The sequence below is a fragment of the Pseudobdellovibrionaceae bacterium genome (assembly GCA_023898385.1).
In the GTDB taxonomy this organism is placed as follows: domain Bacteria; phylum Bdellovibrionota; class Bdellovibrionia; order Bdellovibrionales; family UBA1609.
Genome location: CP060220.1, coordinates 3,170,266 through 3,193,084, shown reverse-complemented (window position 1 = coordinate 3,193,084; position 22,819 = coordinate 3,170,266). Strand labels below are relative to the sequence as shown.

The 22,819-nt window shown below is 46.6% G+C and carries 25 protein-coding genes; 8 read left to right on the top strand and 17 right to left on the bottom strand.

The annotated features are described in order from the left end of the window. Positions 1-3: 3 nt before the first annotated feature. The gene (locus tag H6626_14735) at positions 4-966 is read right to left on the bottom strand and encodes a flagellar basal body-associated FliL family protein (protein ID USN47420.1); all 963 of its coding nucleotides are present in this window, start codon (positions 964-966) and stop codon (positions 4-6) included. Between the two features lie 86 nt (positions 967-1,052). Here H6626_14735 and H6626_14730 point away from each other — a divergent pair, with 86 nt between their 5' ends. After that, positions 1,053-1,697 carry a hypothetical protein gene (locus H6626_14730; GenBank protein USN47419.1) on the top strand — a complete coding sequence of 215 codons (645 nt, stop codon included), beginning with the start codon at positions 1,053-1,055 and terminating at the stop codon, positions 1,695-1,697. Between the two features lie 34 nt (positions 1,698-1,731). Here the strand turns inward: H6626_14730 and H6626_14725 are convergent, their stop codons facing one another. Continuing rightward, positions 1,732-3,165, bottom strand: coding sequence for a hypothetical protein (locus H6626_14725; GenBank protein USN47418.1), 1,434 nt, complete (start codon positions 3,163-3,165; stop codon positions 1,732-1,734). Positions 3,166-3,469: 304 nt separating this feature from the next. Between H6626_14725 and H6626_14720 the strand changes: the two genes are divergently transcribed. Continuing rightward, positions 3,470-4,816 carry a hypothetical protein gene (locus H6626_14720; protein USN47417.1) on the top strand — a complete coding sequence of 449 codons (1,347 nt, stop codon included), beginning with the start codon at positions 3,470-3,472 and terminating at the stop codon, positions 4,814-4,816. 118 nt (positions 4,817-4,934) lie between these two features. Next, positions 4,935-5,414 carry a hypothetical protein gene (locus tag H6626_14715; protein ID USN47416.1) on the top strand — a complete coding sequence of 160 codons (480 nt, stop codon included), beginning with the start codon at positions 4,935-4,937 and terminating at the stop codon, positions 5,412-5,414. 177 nt (positions 5,415-5,591) lie between these two features. On the opposite strand, the gene polA is transcribed toward H6626_14715, so the two are convergent. From polA to H6626_14695, 4 genes are read right to left on the bottom strand one after another with little or no spacing between them, the layout of a single operon-like run. Further along, positions 5,592-8,180, bottom strand: coding sequence for a DNA polymerase I (gene polA, locus H6626_14710; GenBank protein USN47415.1), 2,589 nt, complete (start codon positions 8,178-8,180; stop codon positions 5,592-5,594). 28 nt (positions 8,181-8,208) lie between these two features. Further along, a complete protein-coding gene (locus tag H6626_14705) occupies positions 8,209-8,505 on the bottom strand; it encodes a hypothetical protein (protein USN47414.1) in 297 nt (98 codons plus the stop codon). Between the two features lie 34 nt (positions 8,506-8,539). Continuing rightward, positions 8,540-8,755 (bottom strand): cold shock domain-containing protein, encoded by a 216-nt coding sequence (locus H6626_14700; protein USN47413.1) that lies wholly within the window; start codon positions 8,753-8,755, stop codon positions 8,540-8,542. 34 nt (positions 8,756-8,789) lie between these two features. Then, positions 8,790-9,104, bottom strand: coding sequence for a septum formation initiator family protein (locus H6626_14695; protein USN47412.1), 315 nt, complete (start codon positions 9,102-9,104; stop codon positions 8,790-8,792). 217 nt (positions 9,105-9,321) lie between these two features. On the opposite strand from H6626_14695, the gene H6626_14690 reads away from it, so the two are divergent. Then, positions 9,322-9,567, top strand: a complete 246-nt coding sequence (locus H6626_14690; GenBank protein USN47411.1) for a hypothetical protein — start codon at positions 9,322-9,324, stop codon at positions 9,565-9,567. A gap of 7 nt (positions 9,568-9,574) precedes the next feature. Beyond that, the gene (locus H6626_14685; GenBank protein ID USN47410.1) at positions 9,575-11,365 is read left to right on the top strand and encodes an ABC-F family ATP-binding cassette domain-containing protein; all 1,791 of its coding nucleotides are present in this window, start codon (positions 9,575-9,577) and stop codon (positions 11,363-11,365) included. Between the two features lie 232 nt (positions 11,366-11,597). On the opposite strand, the gene H6626_14680 is transcribed toward H6626_14685, so the two are convergent. The 9 genes from H6626_14680 to H6626_14640 form a co-directional block, all read right to left on the bottom strand. Next, positions 11,598-11,849 carry a hypothetical protein gene (locus tag H6626_14680; protein USN47409.1) on the bottom strand — a complete coding sequence of 84 codons (252 nt, stop codon included), beginning with the start codon at positions 11,847-11,849 and terminating at the stop codon, positions 11,598-11,600. Then, complete coding sequence (locus H6626_14675; protein USN47408.1) at positions 11,846-12,118, bottom strand: BrnT family toxin; 273 nt, start codon at positions 12,116-12,118, stop codon at positions 11,846-11,848. Before H6626_14675 ends, H6626_14680 begins: the two co-directional genes overlap by 4 nt. Before the next feature lie 334 nt (positions 12,119-12,452). Then, positions 12,453-13,718: a phosphopyruvate hydratase gene (eno, locus tag H6626_14670; protein USN47407.1), complete on the bottom strand. Its 1,266-nt coding sequence runs from the start codon at positions 13,716-13,718 to the stop codon at positions 12,453-12,455. A 22-nt stretch (positions 13,719-13,740) separates the two neighbouring features. Then, on the bottom strand, positions 13,741-15,168 hold the full coding sequence (locus H6626_14665) for a hypothetical protein (GenBank protein USN47406.1): 1,428 nt from the start codon (positions 15,166-15,168) through the stop codon (positions 13,741-13,743). A gap of 117 nt (positions 15,169-15,285) precedes the next feature. Then, on the bottom strand, positions 15,286-16,386 hold the full coding sequence (locus H6626_14660; GenBank protein ID USN47405.1) for a CpaF family protein: 1,101 nt from the start codon (positions 16,384-16,386) through the stop codon (positions 15,286-15,288). Between the two features lie 5 nt (positions 16,387-16,391). Next, positions 16,392-16,904: a hypothetical protein gene (locus H6626_14655; GenBank protein USN47404.1), complete on the bottom strand. Its 513-nt coding sequence runs from the start codon at positions 16,902-16,904 to the stop codon at positions 16,392-16,394. A gap of 11 nt (positions 16,905-16,915) precedes the next feature. Next, positions 16,916-17,191 carry a cytochrome gene (locus H6626_14650; protein ID USN47403.1) on the bottom strand — a complete coding sequence of 92 codons (276 nt, stop codon included), beginning with the start codon at positions 17,189-17,191 and terminating at the stop codon, positions 16,916-16,918. 80 nt (positions 17,192-17,271) lie between these two features. Next, a complete protein-coding gene (locus tag H6626_14645) occupies positions 17,272-18,603 on the bottom strand; it encodes a PhoH family protein (GenBank protein USN47402.1) in 1,332 nt (443 codons plus the stop codon). A gap of 85 nt (positions 18,604-18,688) precedes the next feature. Further along, positions 18,689-19,216 carry a PilZ domain-containing protein gene (locus H6626_14640; GenBank protein USN47401.1) on the bottom strand — a complete coding sequence of 176 codons (528 nt, stop codon included), beginning with the start codon at positions 19,214-19,216 and terminating at the stop codon, positions 18,689-18,691. 88 nt (positions 19,217-19,304) lie between these two features. Here H6626_14640 and H6626_14635 point away from each other — a divergent pair, with 88 nt between their 5' ends. The 3 genes from H6626_14635 (at position 19,305) to H6626_14625 (ending at position 21,851) form a co-directional block, all read left to right on the top strand. Beyond that, positions 19,305-20,126 (top strand): TonB C-terminal domain-containing protein, encoded by an 822-nt coding sequence (locus tag H6626_14635; GenBank protein USN47400.1) that lies wholly within the window; start codon positions 19,305-19,307, stop codon positions 20,124-20,126. A 64-nt stretch (positions 20,127-20,190) separates the two neighbouring features. Then, entirely contained in the window at positions 20,191-20,811 is a 621-nt protein-coding gene (locus H6626_14630) for an outer membrane beta-barrel protein (protein ID USN47399.1), read from the top strand. Beyond that, positions 20,799-21,851 (top strand): aminopeptidase, encoded by a 1,053-nt coding sequence (locus H6626_14625; GenBank protein USN47398.1) that lies wholly within the window; start codon positions 20,799-20,801, stop codon positions 21,849-21,851. The genes H6626_14630 and H6626_14625 overlap by 13 nt, the downstream gene beginning before the upstream one ends. 18 nt (positions 21,852-21,869) lie before the next feature. Here the strand turns inward: H6626_14625 and H6626_14620 are convergent, their stop codons facing one another. Both H6626_14620 and H6626_14615 read right to left on the bottom strand, forming a co-directional pair. Next, a complete protein-coding gene (locus H6626_14620; GenBank protein ID USN47397.1) occupies positions 21,870-22,205 on the bottom strand; it encodes a hypothetical protein in 336 nt (111 codons plus the stop codon). Next, entirely contained in the window at positions 22,205-22,807 is a 603-nt protein-coding gene (locus H6626_14615; protein ID USN47396.1) for a sigma-70 family RNA polymerase sigma factor, read from the bottom strand. Before H6626_14615 ends, H6626_14620 begins: the two co-directional genes overlap by 1 nt. Positions 22,808-22,819 lie beyond the last annotated feature (12 nt).

The following is a 22,819-nucleotide window of genomic DNA, read 5'->3' as shown; positions in this document are numbered from 1 at the left end:
TATTTAGGGTTTGATCACAAAAGTTTCCATGTAGACAGCCATCACGATTCCCACGTTGAGGCGCTGATTGACGGCATTGATCACCCGTTCTTTAAGTTGTTCTTTTCCGCGAGTGGAGTTTAAGTCGTCATAAGACATGTCTTCGACCACTCGAGAAATCACATCTTTTAGCTCTTTTTCTCGGTCTTTTATTTCAATGGCTGTCTGCTGTGTTGAACCAGCTAGATACAGTCTTATTGCAGCCATGGGTAGCGACGATGAACTTTGACTGGGACGAATATTTACAACGATGCGATCCAGTTGAACTGTAAACTCGTTTTGACGAAATGCCCGGTAGTAATTGACCATATCTGTGGCCACATTGTATTTGACCACCGAGTCGGCATACTCCTCTAGATTTCCAATAAGCGGGGGCTCTAGCATAGGTAGTGAGACCCCCTTTGTAACCATAATTACCAGTGCAGAGACCAAGCTAATGAACGGCACAACCAGGGCCACCAGGGTCTTTTGCATCCCAGACAAAGCTTTAAACCACAACCATCTGTCATGGGCCGTTTTCTTAAAATGGGAACGAAAATATTTAATTCGGTCAGGAAGATCATTGATTACAAATGTTTTTGCTTCTTTTGTTGTACGTTTAACCCATGCCTTGGTCCAGACCAACCGGCCAATTGCGGCATTCACTATTTTTCGAGCGGGGGTGATTACCTTTTTTTTGATTGGCCTGAGGACTTTCTTCAATGCCAACTTCATTTTCGACGGTTGACCTGGTTCGCTGGACTCACCTTCATCGATCTCAATATCTTGAACCTCAGCCGACTGTAGATCTTTGTCGTTTTTCATTTCGTCGAGGGATTGAGCAAACTCAGGATCGGTGTCCTCTAGCATTTTGTCGAGGTCATCTAAAGAAAAGAGATCCCCATCTTCGGTAAGTGACTCGTCATCTGTTTTTACTTCGTCGGCCATATTTCAACATTATTGCAAAAAAAATGTTCATTGGGTCTAAATTTTTTTAGCTCGTGTACCGATTTGAAACTATCCAAGGAGTAACTATGCGGACAATTATTCTTTTCAGCGTTATATCCGGACTTTCGGCCTGCACTAGTTTTGAGCGAAGCCCATACAGTGGATACACATCTGACTACGGATTCAGTCAATCAACAGCCCAGAAATATCAGGTAGAAAAATGGCAACATGAACGAATTCAAGCCCAAGAAGATTTAGGCATAGCCACCGAGCGCCCGCTGACCCCGGCTGAACAACAACGAGTTTACCAAAGGCTGCAGCTGAAACGACTAGAGAGACAACTCGGATCATCGCGATCAAAAGAACAGTATTATCGAGTTAAACCTCACCTACAATCAGATGCCGAACGCATTCAATACCTGAGTATTCCCTCTGATTCAGCCCGCAGCCGTTGGGCCGCTACCCGCGGAATCAGCAGCCAAGAAAAAGCCTATTCCGACGCCGTCGAAGAGCTCATTGAAAATCGAGACATTGTTGTTGGAATGACAAAAAAAGCGGTGAGCCAAAGTTGGGGCGACCCCGATCTTGTAGAAGTGGCCGGTAACCCTCTGTATGGCAATGAACGCTGGCAATATAAAACCTATGTGTCATCCAGTGAGGGTTATAAAAAAGAGCTACGGGTGATTTACTTTGAAGCTGGCAGAGTGGCCGGCTGGGAAAAATACGAGTAATGCACTTTCCTCACCGACCACTAGTGCTGAATTATTATTTCAAATAATCGTACTCATCGTCTTCATCATTCCAAGTGGGTGGCGGCTCTGGCAGTGTGTAGTCGAGGCCCGACTCAGCTATGACGTAGCTTGGAAGCAACTGGTCTTTGTACCCACCTACACCTAAATTTGATGGATGCCGGTAGTTGATCAACCGCCCCTGGTCGATAAGAAACACGCCTCGCATTTCATCGTCATCCAGAGCATAGACATTTCCATTTTCGCCACTGGTCGCACCAAAAGACCCCTCTCTAAATGCCTTGGCTTGCGGCCAGGCATTGACCTGATACGTGCCCTCTTCTAGCCATTGATGGCTTGGTGTGCCTGCTGATAACACACCTTGACGGTCAGGCTTTTGCCCATCCTGTCGCACGCCATTTTTGGTAAGAATATATTCCCATCGCTGTTTAGACTGAGAATAGCTTCTCAGTTGAGAATCCGCGTAGGCCTCTTTGGCGTATACTTTGATTATAGGACTACCCACAGGCAGCAGGTGTCTTACGTAGGCGATGGATTCATTGTCTGTACGAGAACAGCCGTGACTTCGTGGGTCTGCAAACAAATTGGCCCAAAAACCCCGGGTGGCTTCAATGAACTTTTTCTTATCCTCACCCCACCCAAACGTACCGTGAGTCCATTGATAGCGCGCATCTGGGCCCACTTTAGCGGTGTACCAACCAAAAGCGCCACGCAATGATCCGCCCCATGCAGGCAACAGATCCTTGCTTAACCACGAGGTCAAAGAGGCTCCAGGCTGCGGCAGCGATGGAAACGTGGGATCATACCACGATGGATATAGTGCTCCCGCATCCTGGTAAAACTTGTGCCACGACATAATGTTAAAGTTTCCCATCACGGTCATGGTCTGGCGGTTCCTGGTCTTTTCACCCACAGCCAAATCAGCTTCAAGCACCATCTTATGGATACATCCTCGCGAAGCACAAGAGCGCTCGTAAATCCGCAATTTTTCAGTGGCCACATTTTGAATCATAAAATAGGGGCTATTAACCCTATCAACCTCTTGCACTTGTTTATCTGCAAGATAGCGATTCGAAACGTAGTAATGAGGTGCCGGATCCACATCATCGCTGGTGGTAATGATGGCGATTTCAACAAAACTGTTTTCAAAACCGTCTTTGATAATTTCCACCTCGTCGTTCATCGACAGTATGCCAACAATGTTGTCTTCATTGATCTCTGGTGTCGATCTCACTCGCAAGCGAGATGCGTACACGTACATCCTTCGGCCCGGATTCGCCGGTGTCGCCAAAAGTGAAAACGGACTCACTTGCTTTTCGTATATTGAGTTTCCGGTGTGCGGTGCCGGCTGCGTGTCATCATCTTCGTATTCATATCCGCAAGCTGCCACTAGACTAGTAAGACCCAGCAACACCACGGCCTTTTTCCATCGACCCAAAGGTGATTTCATATTCCCCCCTCCTGTTTTAACGAGGTCCCCCGACCTCAGTGGGAGATGCTTCCATGACTTCGATGAACTTTTTAGAAAAACCGAACAGGGCGACACTTTTATAATTTTTTCAGATCCATCGACGCGTAATAGGTACCTGCTTCCCTTTGTGGCGACAGTGCGTCAGGCGAGCCCATGCTCCCCACACACGGGCATCGACGCCGACCCGAGTGGCCGCATGTCGTCTTCGGATTGCGTCACTTCGTGCCGCAACCCGGATACGCCATGCACATCGGGAGGACGTCGATGCCCGTGTGTGGGGAGCATGGGCTCGCCTGACGCACTGTCGCCACAAAGGGAAGCAGGTACCTATTACAAACGGAACCGGGTACCGTTGGGCATGGTCAGAGTTTTTGGTTTCTTTCTATTATTGATGGCTGGCGGGGCGTTTCATTTATCGGCACAGCCGATGTTGAGTGAAGTGGAGAAGGAAAATCTTTACGAGAGCATTCCTGCGCTTTTTGCGGCCAATGATATGGATGCCCTGGTGGAGATGCTCCAATGTACTGGCACTGACTCCACTTGCCGAGAAGTTGTTAATATCGCCCTCCAACAGATCGAAACTCTTGTGGATGACGGTCGATTTTTCAATAAGACAACAGAGATTATCCATCGCCTCAATCTTAACGCTCTCAGTTTGGCCACACTGATTCGACTGGCGGGATTGTCTATTGCTGTAGCACCGAAAGAAAGCGGCCGAATCATTGATGTGACTCTGGCGCGCCTTCATGAAAAATCTGAACTCGACGAGTCTGTATCAGTCTTGATGATCGCACGAGAAAAGCTTTGGCAGAACACCAAGCTTGAACACTGGCGTAAGATGTTTTTTTCTATCCGAGAGCCCCAGTGGGATTGGACAAAAACAAAAGGCAAAGGTCCTCTGCCAGCTTATGTGGTTCGTGATTTGGTCCTGCAACCTGCGGAGGGAATTGCTGATTACAAGAATGGTCGCTATCTAAATACCCCTCGCCTATTTATGTTTTGCCGCAGCCATCGTCAGTATCCTTGCCTGATGATTTTGTCAGATCGCTCTCATGACTTAGTCAGAAACACCAACGGAATACTTTGGTCACAGCCGGCACTGGGATATTCGCGAAAGGACCGCCCCTACTACCAATCTAATGGCGACACGCCGGCAGGTGTTTGGCGACTGGATTCGGTGATGCCTGACACTGATAATAAAATTAAATATGGTGATTTTAGAAGAGTGATTATGAATTTTGTAGAAGCCGGCAACGATGAGGCCCAAACCCGTTTGTTGCTCCCTCCATCAAACCATACCCAAACCTGGTGGCGGCAAGCGAGTATTGCGCGCGATGCCGGCCGTGGTCTTTTTCGTATCCATGGAACCGGATGGTGGAGCTTTGACTCGTCTGCCCCCTATCATCCCTTTGTGAAAACTATCGGTTGTGTGTCACAAAGAGAAAAGACCTATGACGATTTAACCTATAATGACCAACAGTTATTACTCAATGAACTGATGAAGGCCTCTGGCCTCGCACCCACCTTTCGTAACGAATCCCGAATTCGTGGGCTATTCTATGTAGTAGAGATAGACGACAGGGCCGCTGCCGTCACCATTGATGACTTGCGCGCCCTTGGACTTGAATAGACAATACCTACGTCCAGATTTATCAAACGGATTTCTCCCCTAGTTGAGCGCACTGTTGGCGAGCCTCATAGTTATGATTGGTTCCAAAAATAATCATTAACGACTACAGGAGAATCCTATGAAAAAATCCTTAATGGCCGTGATCATTGGTGTGACGTCGCTAGCTATTTCTGGTTGCTTAAAGTCAGACAGTGATAGCTCTGGCAGCAGCTCGAGTATCCCCAGCATTTCAGTCACTTGCACATCAGGCCTTGATTCGGTTTGCGATACCGGAGGGAATGGCAACGAAACTTATGTGGGATGGGCCACGCAATCCTGCGCCGAATTCACAGGCTCTGTGATCGCGTTTATTAGTGGTGCTGCAACCTGCTCTGGTGGCAGCTGCTCGTTCACAGGATCTACTGGATGGCTTGACGACTATGACAACCCCGTTTCATCTATTCCCGGAGCCTCGACAGCTATTGCATGGCTTAATTTTGTGGACAATGGTGGCGGCCCCAGCGATGACGGCCCGCAAACGGGGGACATTTTTTGTTGTAAAGACAGTGCCCTATCCAATGGTGCTCTAACAGACTCAGACTGCCAAGTGATGCCGTAATAACTAAAATCTACCGGTAAAAAAGGCGACTTCTGTCGCCTTTTTTTTCGCTTTCATAAAAGCTCACCTGAATATTCACGAATCAAATTCAATCATCTACGACGACTTAACTTTAATTCAACCACGACCTTCCTCACTTCGCCCTCCATTCCATCAGCATCACCAAAATTAGATTGCTCAAGCGTGGGCATCTTCCCAATTGTTACCAGATGCCACATTCACTTTTAATGGGACCTTCAAGCTGACGACGTTCTCCATCAGTTGTTGGATCTCTTGAGACTGAATATTTAGTTCATCAGTGGGGCACTCAAACAGCAGTTCATCGTGCACCTGCAAGATCATCTTTGCGGACACATCATTAAACACGCTGATCATGGCTAGTTTGACAATGTCGCTGGCGGTCCCTTGTATGGGAGCATTGATGGCCGCTCGTTCACCGAATTTTTTTAAATTGTTATTTCTAGACTTAAGCTCATCAATATACCGGCGACGGCCAAATAGGGTTTCCACGTAACCTGTTTTGTAGGCTTCCGCAACGGTGGACTCCATATAGTCTTTCACTCTTTTAAACCGCGAAAAATAATTGTTTATGATTTCAGCGGCTTCTCCACGGTCGATATTTAATGTTTCAGATAAACCAAAGACGCCCTGCCCGTAGGCGATACCAAAATTGACAGCTTTCGCCATTCGCCGCATTTCAGGAGACACATCCTCAAGTTTCACATCAAAAATCTCACTGGCCGTGGCCGCATGCACGTCTAAATTGTGGTTAAAAGCTCTCAGCAAACCTTCATCGCCAGAAATCTCAGCTAATATTCGAAGTTCAATTTGGCTGTAATCTACAGAAATAAACTGGCAACCGGGTGCCGCAACAAAGGCTTTTCTTACTTCACGACCACGCTCTGTTCGAATCGGTATGTTTTGCAAATTGGGATTTGCACTGGAAAGCCTTCCTGTTGCCGTAAGTGCTTGCCGAAAATTTGTATGAACCCGACCCGACACTGAATCGATCATCTCCGGCAGAGCATCTACGTAGGTGGATTTCAACTTTGCCAATTCACGATAGTCGAGCACATATTGCGCAATTGGATAAGTGTTAACCAACTTACCCAGAACGTCACTGTTCGTGCTGTATCCGGTTTTTGTTTTTTTGCCCGCGGGCAAGCCCATTTTGTTAAATAATACTTCAGCCAACTGCTTGGGACTTGAAATATTAAAACTCTCACCGGCTTCTTTAAAAATCTTCTTTTCAAGATAAGCAATATCAACAGCCAAGGTCTCACTTTGCCGATGAAGTTCTTTTTTATCGATACCAATGCCTCGCCTCTCCATTTGGTACAAGACCTTGATCAGAGGAAGCTCGACTGTTTTCAATACCCCCTCACCCTTGACTTCGACGACCTTGTCCGCCAGCAAAGGGGCCAGTTGCAATTGAGCCGCTAAAATATCTGAAGGACTGGCTAAATCTGGCAATGCCTGCCCGCTTATTTGGTTGTACACCTTTGAAAAGTCAGTGACATTGCCCGGACGGTAAACATAGGCCGACAACATTTGGTCTGCTTGGGCATGGCCTGGGGCTTCTAATTTTAATTCTGTCCAAATTTGTTTTAGGTCAAAACCAGACCAAGACAGCCACTTGTTGTCTAGCACTTGGCCCACTTCATTTAGTGAAGCCTCCACCTGCACAGCCGTATCACCTACACCAAGACAAAAACCTCTTTCGTTGATCACAGCCCATATTTCACTATAAGGCGTCACTTTCTTATCTAACTTTTCAAGAGACCAAGTTTCAGTTTTGAGTTTATCTACCGGAAGCGAGGATACCTTTACCGGTGCCCCTGGTGCAGCTGCTGATTTAGACGTAGATTTTTTGCCTTTTTGTTGTCCCGCCGGAGTGGGCTCTTGTTCGACGGCCACGTCACCGGAGAGTTTTTTTGCGAAACTTTGAAATTCAAGTTCAGCCAGCAACTCTGAGAGATGTCCTTTGTCGATGGCCTTCAGGCTCAAATCACTTGGCCCCACATCAAACTGTAAATCAGAAACAATGGTGACAAGCTTTCTAGCCAAATAAGCCGAATCTTTGCCGTCGATCAGTTTTTGTTTAAGGCTTTCTCCCGAGATCTTATCAATGTTTTCATAAATGCCGTCGAGGGTTTTATATTCTGCTAAAAGTTTCTCTGCGCCCTTGGGCCCCACGCCTCGCACTCCCGGGATATTGTCGCTGCTGTCACCCACAAGGGCTAAATAATCAATGATTTGCTCTGGCTGCACACCCCATTTCTCTGCCACTCCGCTAGCATCGTAGCGCACGTTTTTCATGGTGTCGTACAAGGTCACCCCACGCCCTACTAATTGCGCAAAATCCTTATCACCGCTAACAATGGTGACATCGACACCCTGATTTTTTCCCCACTCCGTAAGACTACCTATAATGTCGTCAGCTTCGTAGTTTTGCAGATCCAGATCTTTTATACCTAAAGCTTGCGTGAGTTTTCGAATGTAAGGGATTTGGGGCACCAAATCCTCAGGCATTTCTGTTCGGTTAGCTTTGTACTCTTCGTAGAGTTCGTTTCTGAATGAAGGTTCTTTTCGGTCAAAACAATAAACCAAATAATCGGGTTTAATCTCCCTGAGCAACTTTAATGACATAGCCAAAAAACCATAAAGAGCGTTGGTCGGCAGACCTTTTGAATTATTCATTGTGGGAATAGCGTAATAGGCGCGAAAAAACATGTTGCTGACGTCAACGAGGTAGAGATTTTTCATGTGATCCTTATATGTAGCTTATGAAATGTTATGTGGGATCGTTGTCTAAGGAGCTATTGACCACTTCGGAAATAGTGATTTGATCCAAAGAGTATTCTTGCATCAACGTATCTGCCAGAGGCTGACAGGCGGTGTGTTCCGAATTTTGCTCCGCATACATATGCAATTGGTTCATTTCGCGAAGGCACTCTTTATAAGGGCGCTCTTCCCCCTGTTCCCAGCTTCGCACAATTTCAGTATCAACACCAAGGCGGCGCGAAAACTGACACAGATCCCACCCCAACCGCAGTCGAAGCTCACGAATTTTTTCTGGCGACCAATTCATCTCTCACTCCTCACCCCAAGATCAACCCGGCCTGTTACGACCCGTTGAATACCACAACGTTGGCCGCTTCCCAACCAGAAGTGGTTTCAAGGAGGTCAAAATACACCTTCATACCCGATGAGACATGTTTATTTATCACTTCTCTGGCGATGGCCGTGTAATGAAAATAGACCTGGCGACCATCGATGTGCTCGATAAAGCCGTAACCCTGCTGCGGGTCAAAAAACATGACTCTTCCGGTATTGTGCATAGTTCCCTCCTTGGCCATTACAGAAGCCATTATCTTATGGCTCTGAAAAAACGAAAATGAGGTCCCCTTCTGAGGCCAAATCAAACCTCTCTCTAGCCTCAAGCTCGATAAAGCTGGGGTCTGAGGCCTTTTCAATCTTCATATCTAATCGCGAAATTTCTTCCCTTACGAGGTGCATACGACGGTCAATATCTTCGGCATCCCGATTCAATCGCCACAATTGAAGGAGGCTGCCTTCTATGACAAGGCTGACAAACAAAAAGGCTAAACAGATGAAAAAAACCCGCCAGGGGTGATGTAACAGATCGTTCAGGGCTGAAAAAAACCGCTTAAAAGGAGAAACAATCATTGGGACGATTATAGCGCGACCTACGGCAAAGTGTACCTTTTAGGTTTGGCATAGAGCGGCGTGGAGCTTCGGCAAGTCCGGGGGCTTCAGTGTACCCTTGTCGATGCTGCCACGAGTCATGTGTCGCTATCCATTAGTCTCTACAAATTGGCCAAGGAAACCTGTGCCCCATACGAGTCTGTGATATAGTCGCAAAAAACTTATTTTGAGGTGAAATATGTCTGAAGATCTAAAGGCTGAGTTAGAACGGCTAAAGGCTGAGAATGCCGCTTTAAAAAGCGCCAAGCCTCCCCGGGGAACATTATCTATGAAAGTGAGTGAAAAAGGTGCTCTTTCGGTTTACGGAATGGGCCGATTCCCTGTGACTCTCTACAAAGAGCAATGGCTTAAACTTTTGAGCATTTCTGATGAAATTAAAACGTTCATTGAAGACAACAATGATCGCTTAAAGACAAAAGATTGATTTTTTTATGATCCTTGTGGGCGCCCACCGAATCACCAAATCTTTCACGGCGCGCCCGCTATTTGAAAACCTCACTTTTTCAATTGAGAGCGGCGAACGCATCGGACTGATCGGCCCCAACGGAGCGGGCAAATCAACCCTCCTGAAGGTTCTGGCCGGCCAGATCAACGTCGATGATGGGCAACTCACCTTTACAAAAGGATTGCGCGTGGGGTACCTGGAACAGGTCCCGCAGTTTTCACCAGACGCGACCATTCAATCGACTGTTATGGAGGGAGCTGAAGATCCCTATGATTGGGAAGAGATGTCTCGGACCCAAGAACTTTGCTCTAAGCTAGACCTGACTCAGTGGGGCGAAGAAATGCCTATAGGCCAACTCTCAGGCGGTTGGAAGAAGCGAGTAGCCCTGGCTCGTGAACTCTTGAAACAACCAGACTTACTCCTTCTCGATGAACCCACGAACCATTTAGACGTAGAAAGCATCTTATGGCTCGAAGAGTGGCTGGAAATAGCGCCTTTTGCCACGGTCACAATCACCCACGATCGACTGTTCTTACAAAAGATTGCCAACCGAATTATTGAGATCGACCGTCGCCACCCCGAGGGGCTTTTGAGCGTTCGCGGCAGTTATGCTGATTTTTTAGAATCTCGAGAGGATCTCTTGTCAGCGCAACAAACCCAGGAGCAAAAGCTGCGCAATACTTTAAGACGAGAAACGGAATGGCTACGCAGAGGAGCTAAGGCCCGCCAGACTAAGCAACAAGCTCGTCAAGAGGCCACACATGCTTTGGCGGAAGCTGTGGACGAAATCGCTGCTAGAAACAGCAGTGGCCAAGTTCGATTTCATTTTCAATCCACAGAAAAAAACCCAAAAAAATTGATTGAAGCGAAGGGTATTTCAAAGAGCTTTGACGGACGAGTGGTTATTCCAAAAATGGATTGCCTGATCGGACCCCGCAGCCGAGTGGGCCTTATGGGCGTCAACGGTTGCGGCAAATCCACCCTGATAAAACTTCTTACGAAAGAACAAGAACCCGACACAGGCACAGTTTTTCACGCCGAACGACTTGAAGTGGCCTACTTTGAACAGAATCGGGAAAGTCTTGATCCTGAACTCAGCGTGTTCAAAACAATTTGTCCCACGGGTGATCACGTTGAATTCGCCGGCAATATGATTCATGCTCGAAGTTACTTGTCGCGATTTTTATTTCATCAACAACAGATGGACACGCCGGTGCGAAAACTTTCTGGGGGTGAGCAAAGCCGCCTATTGCTGGCAAGAGTGATGTTGACCAGAGCTAATCTGCTGGTTTTGGATGAACCCACCAATGATCTTGACATAGCCACATTGGACTCGCTGTCAAACGTTCTGCAAGATTTTAACGGCGCTATTATATTGGTGACTCACGATCGCTATTTCTTGGACCAAATGACCAATCAAATACTGGCGTTCGGCATCGATGAAACCGGCGCAAAAATAATCCTTCCGATGGTAGGACTCGATCAATGGCAACAGTGGCACGAACAACAAATGGTTTGGCAAGAAAACCTCCAACAAGCCAAAGCCTCTCAAAGAAACAGCCAAAAATCGGAGCCAACAAAAAAGGCACCTGAAACAAAACCGAACAAGAATCTAGCTGCCCTGGAGTCAAAAATCGAAGCCGCCGAAGAAAACCTTCAAGCCATTCAAAACCAGGTCTTGGTTTTATCGCCCACTGACACTCAGAAACTCATCGAGCTGACATCACAAATGGCTAAAGTCCAAAAAGAAATCGACGACCTCTACAATCAACTTTAGGCGCCACTACGATTTTGAGCGCTACTCTACTGGTCGGCATCAAATCCATCTCATTTTGAGCCTGCTGCCGCAAACTGACCCTCGTCCGCAGCCAATTCACAGCTCAATATATGACTACGGTGCGCCACCAGGTCATCCGGTATACGGATGACCGTGAATCAATTTCCTGGAGCATCAAGAAATACGGCCTGTCCAGTTTGGCCATTTCCGCTCTCACCCCAAATGAAGCGGGTTAGGCAGATTCTTTCTCTAGACGCTCGGCAATCCAAATCTTTAACAAAGTTTGATAGCCGACATCTCCTTTACGCTTGGCCACTTTCTTAAGGTTTGTCACCATTTCCTTAGGCAAGCGAATACTGGTGGAAACCCCCGATTTCATACGAGGCTCAGGAGTTACAGCAACAGACTTTGTCTCGTCCCATTCGCTGGGGTCATACCTATAAGATTTGGGTTTTGTTGACTTTTTCTTTTTCACTTTTTTCATAAGTCCCATCCAGTAATTATTCGGGCCGTAGAAGAACCCAAGTCCTCGAATATAAGTCTGAGCCTTCGTCCACCATTGGTTTTACCGTCAATTCTATACCGATTGGGCCCGTGTTTCTTTTTATTCGGAGTAATGACGTAAGGGTTAAAAAACACCTCCTCAGCCTCCCAGAAACGAACACCATGCTCTGAAAGGTGAAATTCGTTGTCATCATCCAATACGAAGAAATACCAGCGTTTGCCACGAAGCCCAGTCGTGACTAAGTGCACCTCATTTGTAGCTACAAATCAAGAGTCTTTATTTCAATAACCTCTTACCCTGGGCTTGGTAGTTCTAGGCTTGGCAATTTATAACAAGCTGTTTCTCCAATTCCTTCACTAAAATGCAATATACCTCAGTGAGACTTTTTGAGGGGGGCTCTACTGTAATCGTCGCTATTACATAGCCAATGAAAGTCTATTGATATTGCGTAAAATTTCACTTGCTGTCAAAAACGCCATAACACACCGACCAGACATGGCTATGAAAAATTTGGGTTCTAAAATATAGGGACTCTAAAAATGCTACACGAGGTTTGTTGGCCGGCGTCTGAAAAGCATGCCTTTAAAAGGCCTGCTTTCCCCAGAATTCGGAGTGACCTTTGAGCCGTTCTTCGATGCGCAAAAGTTGATTGTATTTGGCTATTCGCTCGCCTCGACAGAGGCTGCCCGTCTTGATTTGTTGGCAATTCAGAGCCACCGCCAAATCTGCAATCAACGTATCTTCTGTTTCTCCACTTCTGTGGCTCATTACAGTGTGAAAGCCATGGCTCGATGCCAATGAGACTGCTTTTTGCGTTTCGGTGATTGTGCCGATTTGATTCACCTTTACCAAAAGCGCGTTGGCTGCTTTTTCGTCGATTCCCTTTTTTAGTCGCTTGGGGTTTGTAACGAACAGGTCGTCTCCCACCAACTGTAAGCTCTGACCGTGGGAGGCGGTCATTGATTTCCAGCTCTCCCAATCGTCTTCAGAAAATCCATCTTCTATGCTGGCAATGGGATAGTTTCGGGCCCACTCCGCATAAACATCAGAGAGTTCCTTACCTGTAAGCCTTTCGCCCTCCCAATCGTATTTTTCATCTTTAAAGAGTTCGGTGGCCGCTACGTCTAGAGCCAAACGAACATCTTCCCCCGGCCGGTATCCCGCTTTTTCAATAGCCTGCATGATGAGGTCGAGGGCCTCTTTATTGCTCGATAGGACTGGCGCAAAACCACCTTCATCACCCACCGCTGTGGATAGACCTTTTGAGTTCAAAAGGCTTTTTAATGTGTGAAATATTTCGCTTCCCGCACGCAAAGCTTCTCGAAAGCTCGCACCACGGACAGGTGCAATCATAAACTCTTGCACATCAAGGCCGTTATTCGCATGAGCCCCGCCATTGAGAATATTCATAAGCGGAACGGGTAACTTAAATTCGTCAGCCGTGCGCAATGATTCGTAAACCCACTGGTCATTGGTTTGCGCCAGCGCTTTTGTGAAGGCCATCGATATGCCTAATAGAGCATTCGCGCCCAGATTCGACTTGTTCTCTGTACCATCCAATTCAATCAAAGCCGCATCTAGTTCTGATTGCCTTGAAAAGCTTTTTCCCACTAGGGCAGAAGCCAGCTTTTCACTTATGTTGTGTACTGCGGTTAAAACGCCTTTGCCTTTATAGCGTTTACTGTCGTTGTCTCGAAGTTCATGAGCTTCATAAGCCCCCGTTGATGCACCTGATGGAACGGCTGCACGCACAGAAGGTTGGGATTCAAAAGATAGATCCACCTCAACGGTAGGGTTGCCACGACTATCTAAAATTTCACGCGCACGAATCATTGTGATTTTGGCCACAACACAATCTCCTTCACTTTTTCTACATTGGTAAATCAATAACGAACGTTGACCCCTCGCCGATCCGACTTTGCACCATCAAATTACCTTGATGCATTTTCACGATGGTATCGGCGCGACCCAAGGCCTTTTTTACTTGGCTGTTTTTTAGCCCAGCACCTGTGTCTGAAATTTCAATTTCTGCTCTCTGTCCTTTAGGGCGGGTTACGATGCGCACTCGGCCCTCGTCGGCCAGCGTATTCATCGACTGGTTTAGCACTTCAAAAATAGCCTGCTCCATATGCTTTGGAAACACGCTCACTGGTCGATCTAAAAACAGCAATGAATCAATCTTAATTTGATTTTTGCGTTGTGTTCCAACGTCAGCGATCACCTTCTCAACAAGGGCATTTAAATTGGTTGAAACTTTGTCTTCTTCCTTTCGAGGCTCTATGTCACCTCTCAGAATAGGCTCTTTCACCGCCACCTTTACAGCCTCAATCTGTGACAAGGTCTCTTGCAGAACCTTGGGCGCCTCACTGCGAATCATTTCCCAATCCACACGCCGCATGGCCTCTCGCACCTCTGGGTTCATGCGGTTTTGGCCCACCAATAGTGTGACCAATTGCCCTGCACGAGCCACGTAGTCACTGAGCTTGTGCACTTGCTGCTGCACTGAACGCAATGGCCCTTGAACTGCGGAGTACACAGCTTCTGATTGGCGTTCTCTGACCTCATCGGTTTCCGAAACAGCTGCCAGATGGGACATTTTTAATCGCTCATTTTCTTCAAGCAACTGAATGGTTTCTTGTTTCTGCAAACACAACTCTTTCTTTTTTTCTTCCAGCTGTTTTTGCGTGTCTTCTAAATTGGCCAGCAGGCCCTGCAAAAACTCGGGCTTCATATTCTGACCGCGATCTTCCAGCGAAAACAACTGGCTCTGAGTTTGACTCCAGTTGATGGTCACCCGAGTCTTGGTCCACGTGCCTTGAGCCATATCCCGACCCATGAAAGTCGGCAGCGCCTCAAGGGCTGATCGAATATAGGTGGACACGTACGGGTATTCGGTGTCGGCCATGGGCAGATCAAATGCCACAGATTTGTCGCTTCGACTGAGATTCGCAATGGGGGGCGCCGGCGATATAAAATAAGAGATGATCCTCTGCGGCTGCGAGTAAATTTCATTTGGTTTTTGCATCATCTTTAAAACACTATCGAGAACACCCCACGCCCGAAGAGACGCTGCTGCATGCCCCGCGGCCTCGACAATATTGATACTTGGAAATCTTTGAGAAAATTCACTATCAATGAGTTGTAAAAACTCTTCCACTTTTGGGGCTTCTAGCCAACAGGTGGGGTCACGGCTGAGTTCAACGGGGACATCACCAATATCCTGCAGCTCTTCTGCGTCGATGCCATTTTTCAGAAGATATTGAGTGACTGAATAGGTTATTTTACCGCTGAAATACACGCTAAAGGTTCTATCGCCTCGTTATTGGCATTTCAATGGTAAAAGCATTTTCTCTTTGACGTCTAAAATTGTGCGTCGCCCCAGAGAGCCAAGCGCCCAGATGAGATTGCTGGTTTTTTAACCAAATTTACTTCTCGGAAAAGGAATTTTGTTATCTTCGATTTCTTGCATGAAGGTGGGAAGCGTTCCTGAAGGCTCAATTTGCCCATGCAGTCGCCCATCTTCGCCTTTCAACAGACGACGCAACTCATAAATCGGGCGCACATCGTAGTTGCCGTCCTCATCAAAACCCACCACTTCAGAGATTTCAGCCACACGCCGCGACCCGTCGCTGTAGCGGGAGACCTGCACAATTAAATCTATGGCCGACCCAATTTGGTGACGAAGGGCCTTTTCACTGATTCCCCCCTCGGCTCCCTGGGCCAGCGCCTCCAAGCGAACAAGGGCATCAGAAGATGAGTTCGCATGAACGGTTCCAAGGCAACCCTTGTGCCCGGTGTTCATGGCCTGAATGAGATCTAGGGCCTCATCACCCCTCACCTCACCAACAATGATTCGATCCGGACGCAGACGCAAACTGCTTTTCACTAAGTCGGTGATTGAAACTTCGCCTCTGCCCTGCTCATCACCCATTTGTGTTTCAAAGAAAACAACATGTTCGTACTCAATGGATAACTCGCTGGCATCTTCAATGACAATCACTCTCTGCCCCGAGGGAATGCGATTACACAGAAGACCCAATAGAGTGGTTTTACCTGAACCCGTGCCACCACTGACGAGAATGTTTTTACCCAACTTCATGCTAAGATCTAAAAATTGAGCCGCATCGACAGTGAGTGCGCCCCACTCAACATACTGCTTAAGAGTAATCTGAACTTTTGAAAATTTGCGAATTGCCACCGTCGTGCCATTTCGTGCACAGGGCGGAAGTACCGCATGAATTCGATAGCCGTTGGGCAAGCGAGCATCTAAACGAGGTTCTTGCTCACTCACCGTTCGCCCCACACTTTGAGCGATATTGTTTACAGCCGCTTGCAAAGCGTCTTCGTCAGGAAATTTTGCATCTGATTTTTTAACTTTTCCGGCGACCTCAACCCATATGTCGTCCGGTCCATTGATCATAACTTCAGTGACTTTTTCGTCCTCAAGGAGATGCCATATTGGGGCAAGGAAACCTTTAATAGAGTTAACAAATACGTCGGCGGCAACCTGGCCCATTTTAATTAGTTCCTCGAGGCTGGAAGGCGAACATCTGGGCCCATGCCCTCTTCACCCTTGGCCGGATGTACGACAACCCGACCTTGTGCAGATGTCTCAGGACACTCAAATGTAAATACACCCTCAGTTTTTGGACGCAAATAAAAAGACACTATCTTTCCGTAGTAGGTGGCATGGTGCTCAGAAAAGGAGTCCATCACAAAGCTCACGTTTTTCACGTTCTCAGAAACATTCACAACATGAAATCTATAGTAGCGATCTTTTAAAAGACGAACTGAATTAGGCAAGAATCCTTTTTCTGTGTTCAGTATAACCACTTCTTGAATGGGCTCGTTCGGGCCCACAAGCTGTTCAAAGAGACCTTCCATCGGACCGGCAATTTTCTGCTCCGATGCAATGTCTCGCCTTGCCAGTTCTTCTTTGCGCCTTGACAGGTCAATCTTCCATTCAGCGCCTGCCGGCCATGCAGTGAGAACTGCTATAAATAGTATTGTCGCCTTCTTCAATTTATTGCCCATTGATAATATCCTTAGTGCAATGTCTCCCGGCTGTGAAAATCAGCCAGCTCTTTAGCCACTTCAATCGCCAAGTAACTTAAACTCATTTCATCAAATTGATTGAGTTCTCTAACAAGCTCATCCACGGACAAATTTCGATTTGCCACGGCTACAACTTGCGAAAACTGCTCGTAATGGTATGGCAATTCATCCATGACTTGTGACCAATCCATATCTAAAACCGGATCAATGACACCCATGTGGTAAAGGGCATCAAAGACGGCTTGCAAATTTCCCTGCAAATACATAGTGCGCACTCCTATTGCTTTTCTTCACTCTTTGATTCGGCAATAGGAGCAGAGAACTTAAATGAATCTGGACCTTTGACTTATAAAATATTCGCCGCTAGCTCTGCCAGCTCTGAACGCTCTCCCTTAGAGAGTGTGACGTGAGCCGAAAGCGGTTGACCCTTAAAGCGTTCTACCGAGTAGGTTAGTCCACTATTAGCAGAATCCACATAAGGGTTATCAATTTGATAACGATCGCCCGTAAGCACGACTTTGGTATTTTGTCCGGCCCGTGTGACGATAGTCTTGATTTCGTGTGGAGTCAGGTTTTGGGCCTCATCCACGATCAAAAACTGATTGGGAATGCTTCGCCCACGAATATAGGTCAACGGTTCGATGTTTAGCATCCCCTGATTGATCAACTCACGGGCCCGTCCGGCGGCCTTTTTGTCTGACCCCATCAGAAATTCCACGTTGTCAAAAATGGGTTGCATCCAAGGGTTGAGCTTTTGTTCAACGTCACCGGGCAAGTAACCGATGTCTCGCCCCATTGGAAAAATCGGCCGACTCACCAAGAGCCGTTGAAAGCGGCCCTCATCAAGAGTTTTATATAACCCCGCCGCCAGGGCCAAAAGAGTTTTTCCGGTGCCCGCTTTTCCCACAAGCGAAACAAATAAAATTTCATCATTGAGCAGACAGTCTAAAGCAAAGCTTTGCTCCATATTGCGAGGATGAATCCCCCAAATGGACTCGGTGGGTGAAATCAACGGAACCACGCCCTTGTCCTTAGCGCTGTATCGTCCAATGGCGCTGTGATTGGGGTTAGATCTGTCTTTTAGTAGCACATATTGATTTGCATAGACTCGCGTATCATCATCATTTACATCGAAACGTTTTTCTTTGTAAAACGCATCTATGCGCTCGGGGTCTACGTCAATTTCAGCAAGGCCTGTGTACATCTCGTCGGAGTGTACTTTTTCGGGTTCATAGTCTTTCGCCTCAACGCCAAAAACATCGGCCTTAATGCGAAGATTAATGTCTTTTGTTACCAACTCCACCTGAGCGTCAGTGAATTGAGTTTGAAGCTCCATCGCTTTTGCTAGAATACGGTTATCCGCTTTCATTCCCTCAAGCTCAGGGGGCATTCCCGCAGTTGGTGCATCAGAACTGACGTACAAGTAGGAACCGCTGTTTTCCAGCAGCACGCCTTCAGCCAAAGAGCCCTTGCCTCTCAGTACGTCAATAAATCGACTGAACTGCCGCGCATTTCGACCGTTTTCACCAAGGTCCCGCTTAAATCGATCGATCTCTTCAATGACTACGAAGGGCACATAAATATCGGCATTGCGAAACTTGTTGATCGCTAGAGCGTCAAAAAGAATTACGTTGGTATCAATAACTATTTTTCGATTTGTACGATTTTGAGCATTCATAAGTCCATGAGAACGCATTGGACTTAAGTTGTGAAGAAAAATCGTCTAGCAGACGCAACACGCCAGTGATTTGTCGCTCAGGGCTCTATCGTGAAAGATTAGAAACCATCACGTCGCCAGAATCCCTCTCTAGACTTGCACTGACATTCTCGATAAACTTCACAAAATGTTCAAGGGCCATGTCGTTCACTGTGCCACCAACAAAACCTGAACCATGGCGGACTACGCCCTCGTCTAACACTTCACGAATATTTTTTACCTTCACTACAAATGGAAAATAGGTGTTGTGACTCAAATAAACTCGCATGGCCACTTCTTCTCCGGATTTAAATTGGCCGGCACTTGAGACCATATCAAATGCAATTCCATTTTCTGAGATGTCGTAGATGGCGACCTTAACAAGGCCCTGGTTGGGCACCACAACAAAGGCACCGATGAATCCTGTCAGAATTGTTCGTTTTACTTCGCGGCGCTCATCATCAATAATCTGCTGCCGCCGCTCTGTCATATCCAGTACCGGCGCCCCAGGCTTGACTCCGCCCTGCTCCCGGCCCTTATCTTGTGATTTCTTATACTTACGCAACTCAATGACATTATTAAACTTGTCTTGCATACTGTCCCCCAACCACAGGACTTATCGGCAGGTTTTGTCTCAACTTTAGAATTTTTTGCTGGTATGATCGCTAGGCGGAGGGTTAAGTTTGAGAAAAACCTTTATATTTCATGGTCTTATACTGAGTGTTGCCATCCACATTTTTTTACTGTGGACGGCCGCTCAAATTGAAAGCCCCCCATCTCGAAATAAATCCGCCGTGGATATCGTCGTGCTCGACCGACACGGGCAAAAAACCGTCGTAGAAGATCAAGGCCAAACCTCTAAACTGGAAGAGCTTAAGAAAAAAATCGACGAACAAACTCAACTGGTTTCTAAGCGCACCCAACGAGTGAAAAAACAGCAGATTGCCCATGGTAAACCCGGCGGAAAAAAAGCCCCTAACAAACTAAATAATCTCGTTCCAAAAAATGATTTTTCTGAAATTGTGAAAAAAGAAACCTCCGTCTTGCCAAATTCCCTTCAAGAAAATGTGGTCATTGGCGACGGCGGAACGCAAAACTACATCCCGATGATTTCTAAAGGCGGATTCACAAGCTTAAATACAGATCAATTTTTATTTTACACCTATTACGCCCGCATTAATCAACAGGTGGGTTCTCGGTGGTCGTGGAAGGTTAATGACGCCATTCGCAGGGCCACTACGAGTGAATTGTATAATTGGTCCAACAAAGAGCGTGTGACCCAAGTGGAAGTTATTTTAGACCCGCAAGGCAGACACCATAAAACGTTGATTCATACGAGCTCCGGCGTTGAAGAGCTAGATGAAGCTGTTACACAGACCTTTTTACAGGCCACGCCCTTTATAAACCCCCCAGAAGAAATGATTCAAGATGACGGGTACATTCATCTTCATTATGCCTTTCATATTTTCTGGGACCCTCGACAAATTGCCCGTGGCGAAAGGTAGAGTTCACGCGCCCTCACCCTAGATGCTGTTAAGCCAAAGACGGTCTTCTGTTATGATTAAAGGTATGAAACTTTTCGTTCACAATGCTCTGATTTATTCTCGCTCTTTCGGTAAATTTTTTCTGCCTTTTTTTGCTGTTCAATTTTTGCTGCTGCCGTCTGCATTTGCTGGGTTGATGGAAATCAGTGGGTCCATCAACTACAAGGCTTCACGTTTTGATGATGCCAACTACCAACAATCAAACTCTTACACTGGCTCGATTTCTTACTATTTTTGGGATATGTCGGCTCTAGAACTCAGTTACACCGATGGCCTTTCTGAACTCAGTGCCCAAGCCACTTCTGACTTACAGCGAATTTACAAAACACAATTTCAGATGACAGGTCTTGATCTTGTGATTTCGTTTGCTAGTCGCAAGCAACCCGTTCAGCCGTATATAAAATTAGGCGCCGCTTACCTCGAAAAAAATCTTTATCTCGAAGTACCCAGCGAGGGCAGTCGAATTAAGACTGGTGATCAACACGGTACCGTTCCAAGTGCTGGGATAGGGATTAAGATTCGTTTATCTGATACGTTTTCTATCAAGATCGGTGGTGAGACTTGGTCAAGCCCTCAAAATGAAGACACCACAGAACCGGTCACCTGGGACTATGCGGGGCGAGCTGGCTTATCATGGTTTCTGTAAAAGAAAAGTCTGGTGTTGTCCTTTTGGCTTTTATAACCCCTCTACTTCCTGGGTGTCTTGCAACCTACTTAGTGAAATCAAGTTATGAACACGTAAAAATCCTAAACGCTCGTCAAGAGATCCAATCGGTAATGCAAGAAAATAAGGTGGCTCCAGCTAAAAAACAAAAATTGCAACTGGCATTAGATGCTCGCCAATTTGCCGAGAAAAACCTGGGCCTTACACCCACAGATAACTACACAACTTACGTTGATCTCGATCGACCCTATGTGACCTGGGTGTTGCGAGCCGCACCAGCCTATGAACTTAAACCCCACACCTGGTGGTACCCCATTGTAGGCAGCATGCCCTATCGAGGGTTTTATTCGGAACAAGAAGCCCACGACGCTGCGAAAGAATTTCCAAAAGAAAAGTATGACACCTATGTGCGGGGGGTGTCGGCCTACAGCACCCTGGGATGGTTTGATGACCCTATTTTATCAAGTATGCTTCGCTACCGTGACCACGATCTTGTTAATGTCATTATTCATGAAACCGTACACGCCACCATATTTATTAAGGGTCATGCCAACTTCAATGAAAGCCTTGCCACCTTTTTAGGAAACAAAGGCACTGAACTTTACTACTTAGAACGAGAAGGACCTAATTCAAAAACAGTCAAAGTCATTCGGGACGAAAATCACGATGATCAACTTTTTTCACAGTTTATTGGCCATGAGCTTAAACAGTTGCAAGCTTGGTATGAAAACACGCCCGAGCTTACAATAAAGTCAGAAAAAGAAAATCGCATTCAACAAATAAAAGATCGCTTCAAAAACGAGTTGCAACCAAAACTACTCTCACAGAAGTACGATCAGTTTACGAGTCGGCCCCTCAATAATGCGAATTTGTTATCTTATAAAACCTACTTTCACGACCTCAGTGATTTCGAGAAACTAGCAATTGAATTCGACGGCGATTTTAAAAAACTCATCGCCGCCTGCAAGAAACTCGAGGGCACCGGCGACCCCGCCAAAGAACTGAAAAATTGGATTGAGTGAAACCTTTTGGAGATTCACCTACCTGGCTTCGCCCACCTTGAACCACTTGGTGCTTTTTTGTAGAAATGACCGCCACGTTGGTGGGGACGGTTCCATATCAGCTATGATAATGGCTTGCATGATTTTATCATGCTGTTGTTTTTCCCATCCTTCTGGGGCGAACTCTCTTATCTGTTGGGTGGGGTTGCTCTGCCAAACCCACCTCCGAGTGCGCTTTAGATTTTCAACGATATGGCGATCCATTTCTGAGTGATCCAGTAGCTCTGAGAGGGTTTCCCGCCAAAACGGATCCCCCTCTCCTTCCACGTAGTCTACCCACCAAGCTTCATCCATTGCACTTTGCTCTTTAAACATCAATCCACCTCCGCATACTGTCCTTTGTAATTTCCGTTCGACGAGCTCAAAAACTCACTGAAGTACTTAAATCCATCTAAACCCTCTAGCTCTTGCCGCATCTTCAATAGAGCATGACGGTAATTGGCCTTTGCCGTGTCGTAGGGGCAATCCATAATCTCTGCCACTTCTTTAAAACTGAGATCTTCATAAATGCGCAACTCTAAAGCCATGCGTTGACGACTGGGCAGCTTTTCAATCTCAGATCGCAACATATATTGTGTATCCATTTGCGCCATTCCTTTTTCAACTTTGGGTCCAACGGCTAGTGGCACATCTGAAATATCAATGAAGTCGAAGTTTTTTCGACGAAGCTTGTTTCTGGCAGTATTTAAAGTGATTTGGTACAGCCAGCTTTTAAAACTTGAGCGCCCCTCAAATGAATTGAGTTTTTGAAAGGCCTTAAGGAAGCTCTCTTGCACAATATCCTCCGCTTGCTCCCAATCCCGGGTCATCCGTACGGCCAATCTCATCATGGCCTGTTGATGGCGACTCACAAGAACCGAAAACTTCGCACGGTCCCCACTTTTTACTGCATCGATAATTTCATGATCAGCTTTCATAAGCGTCACACC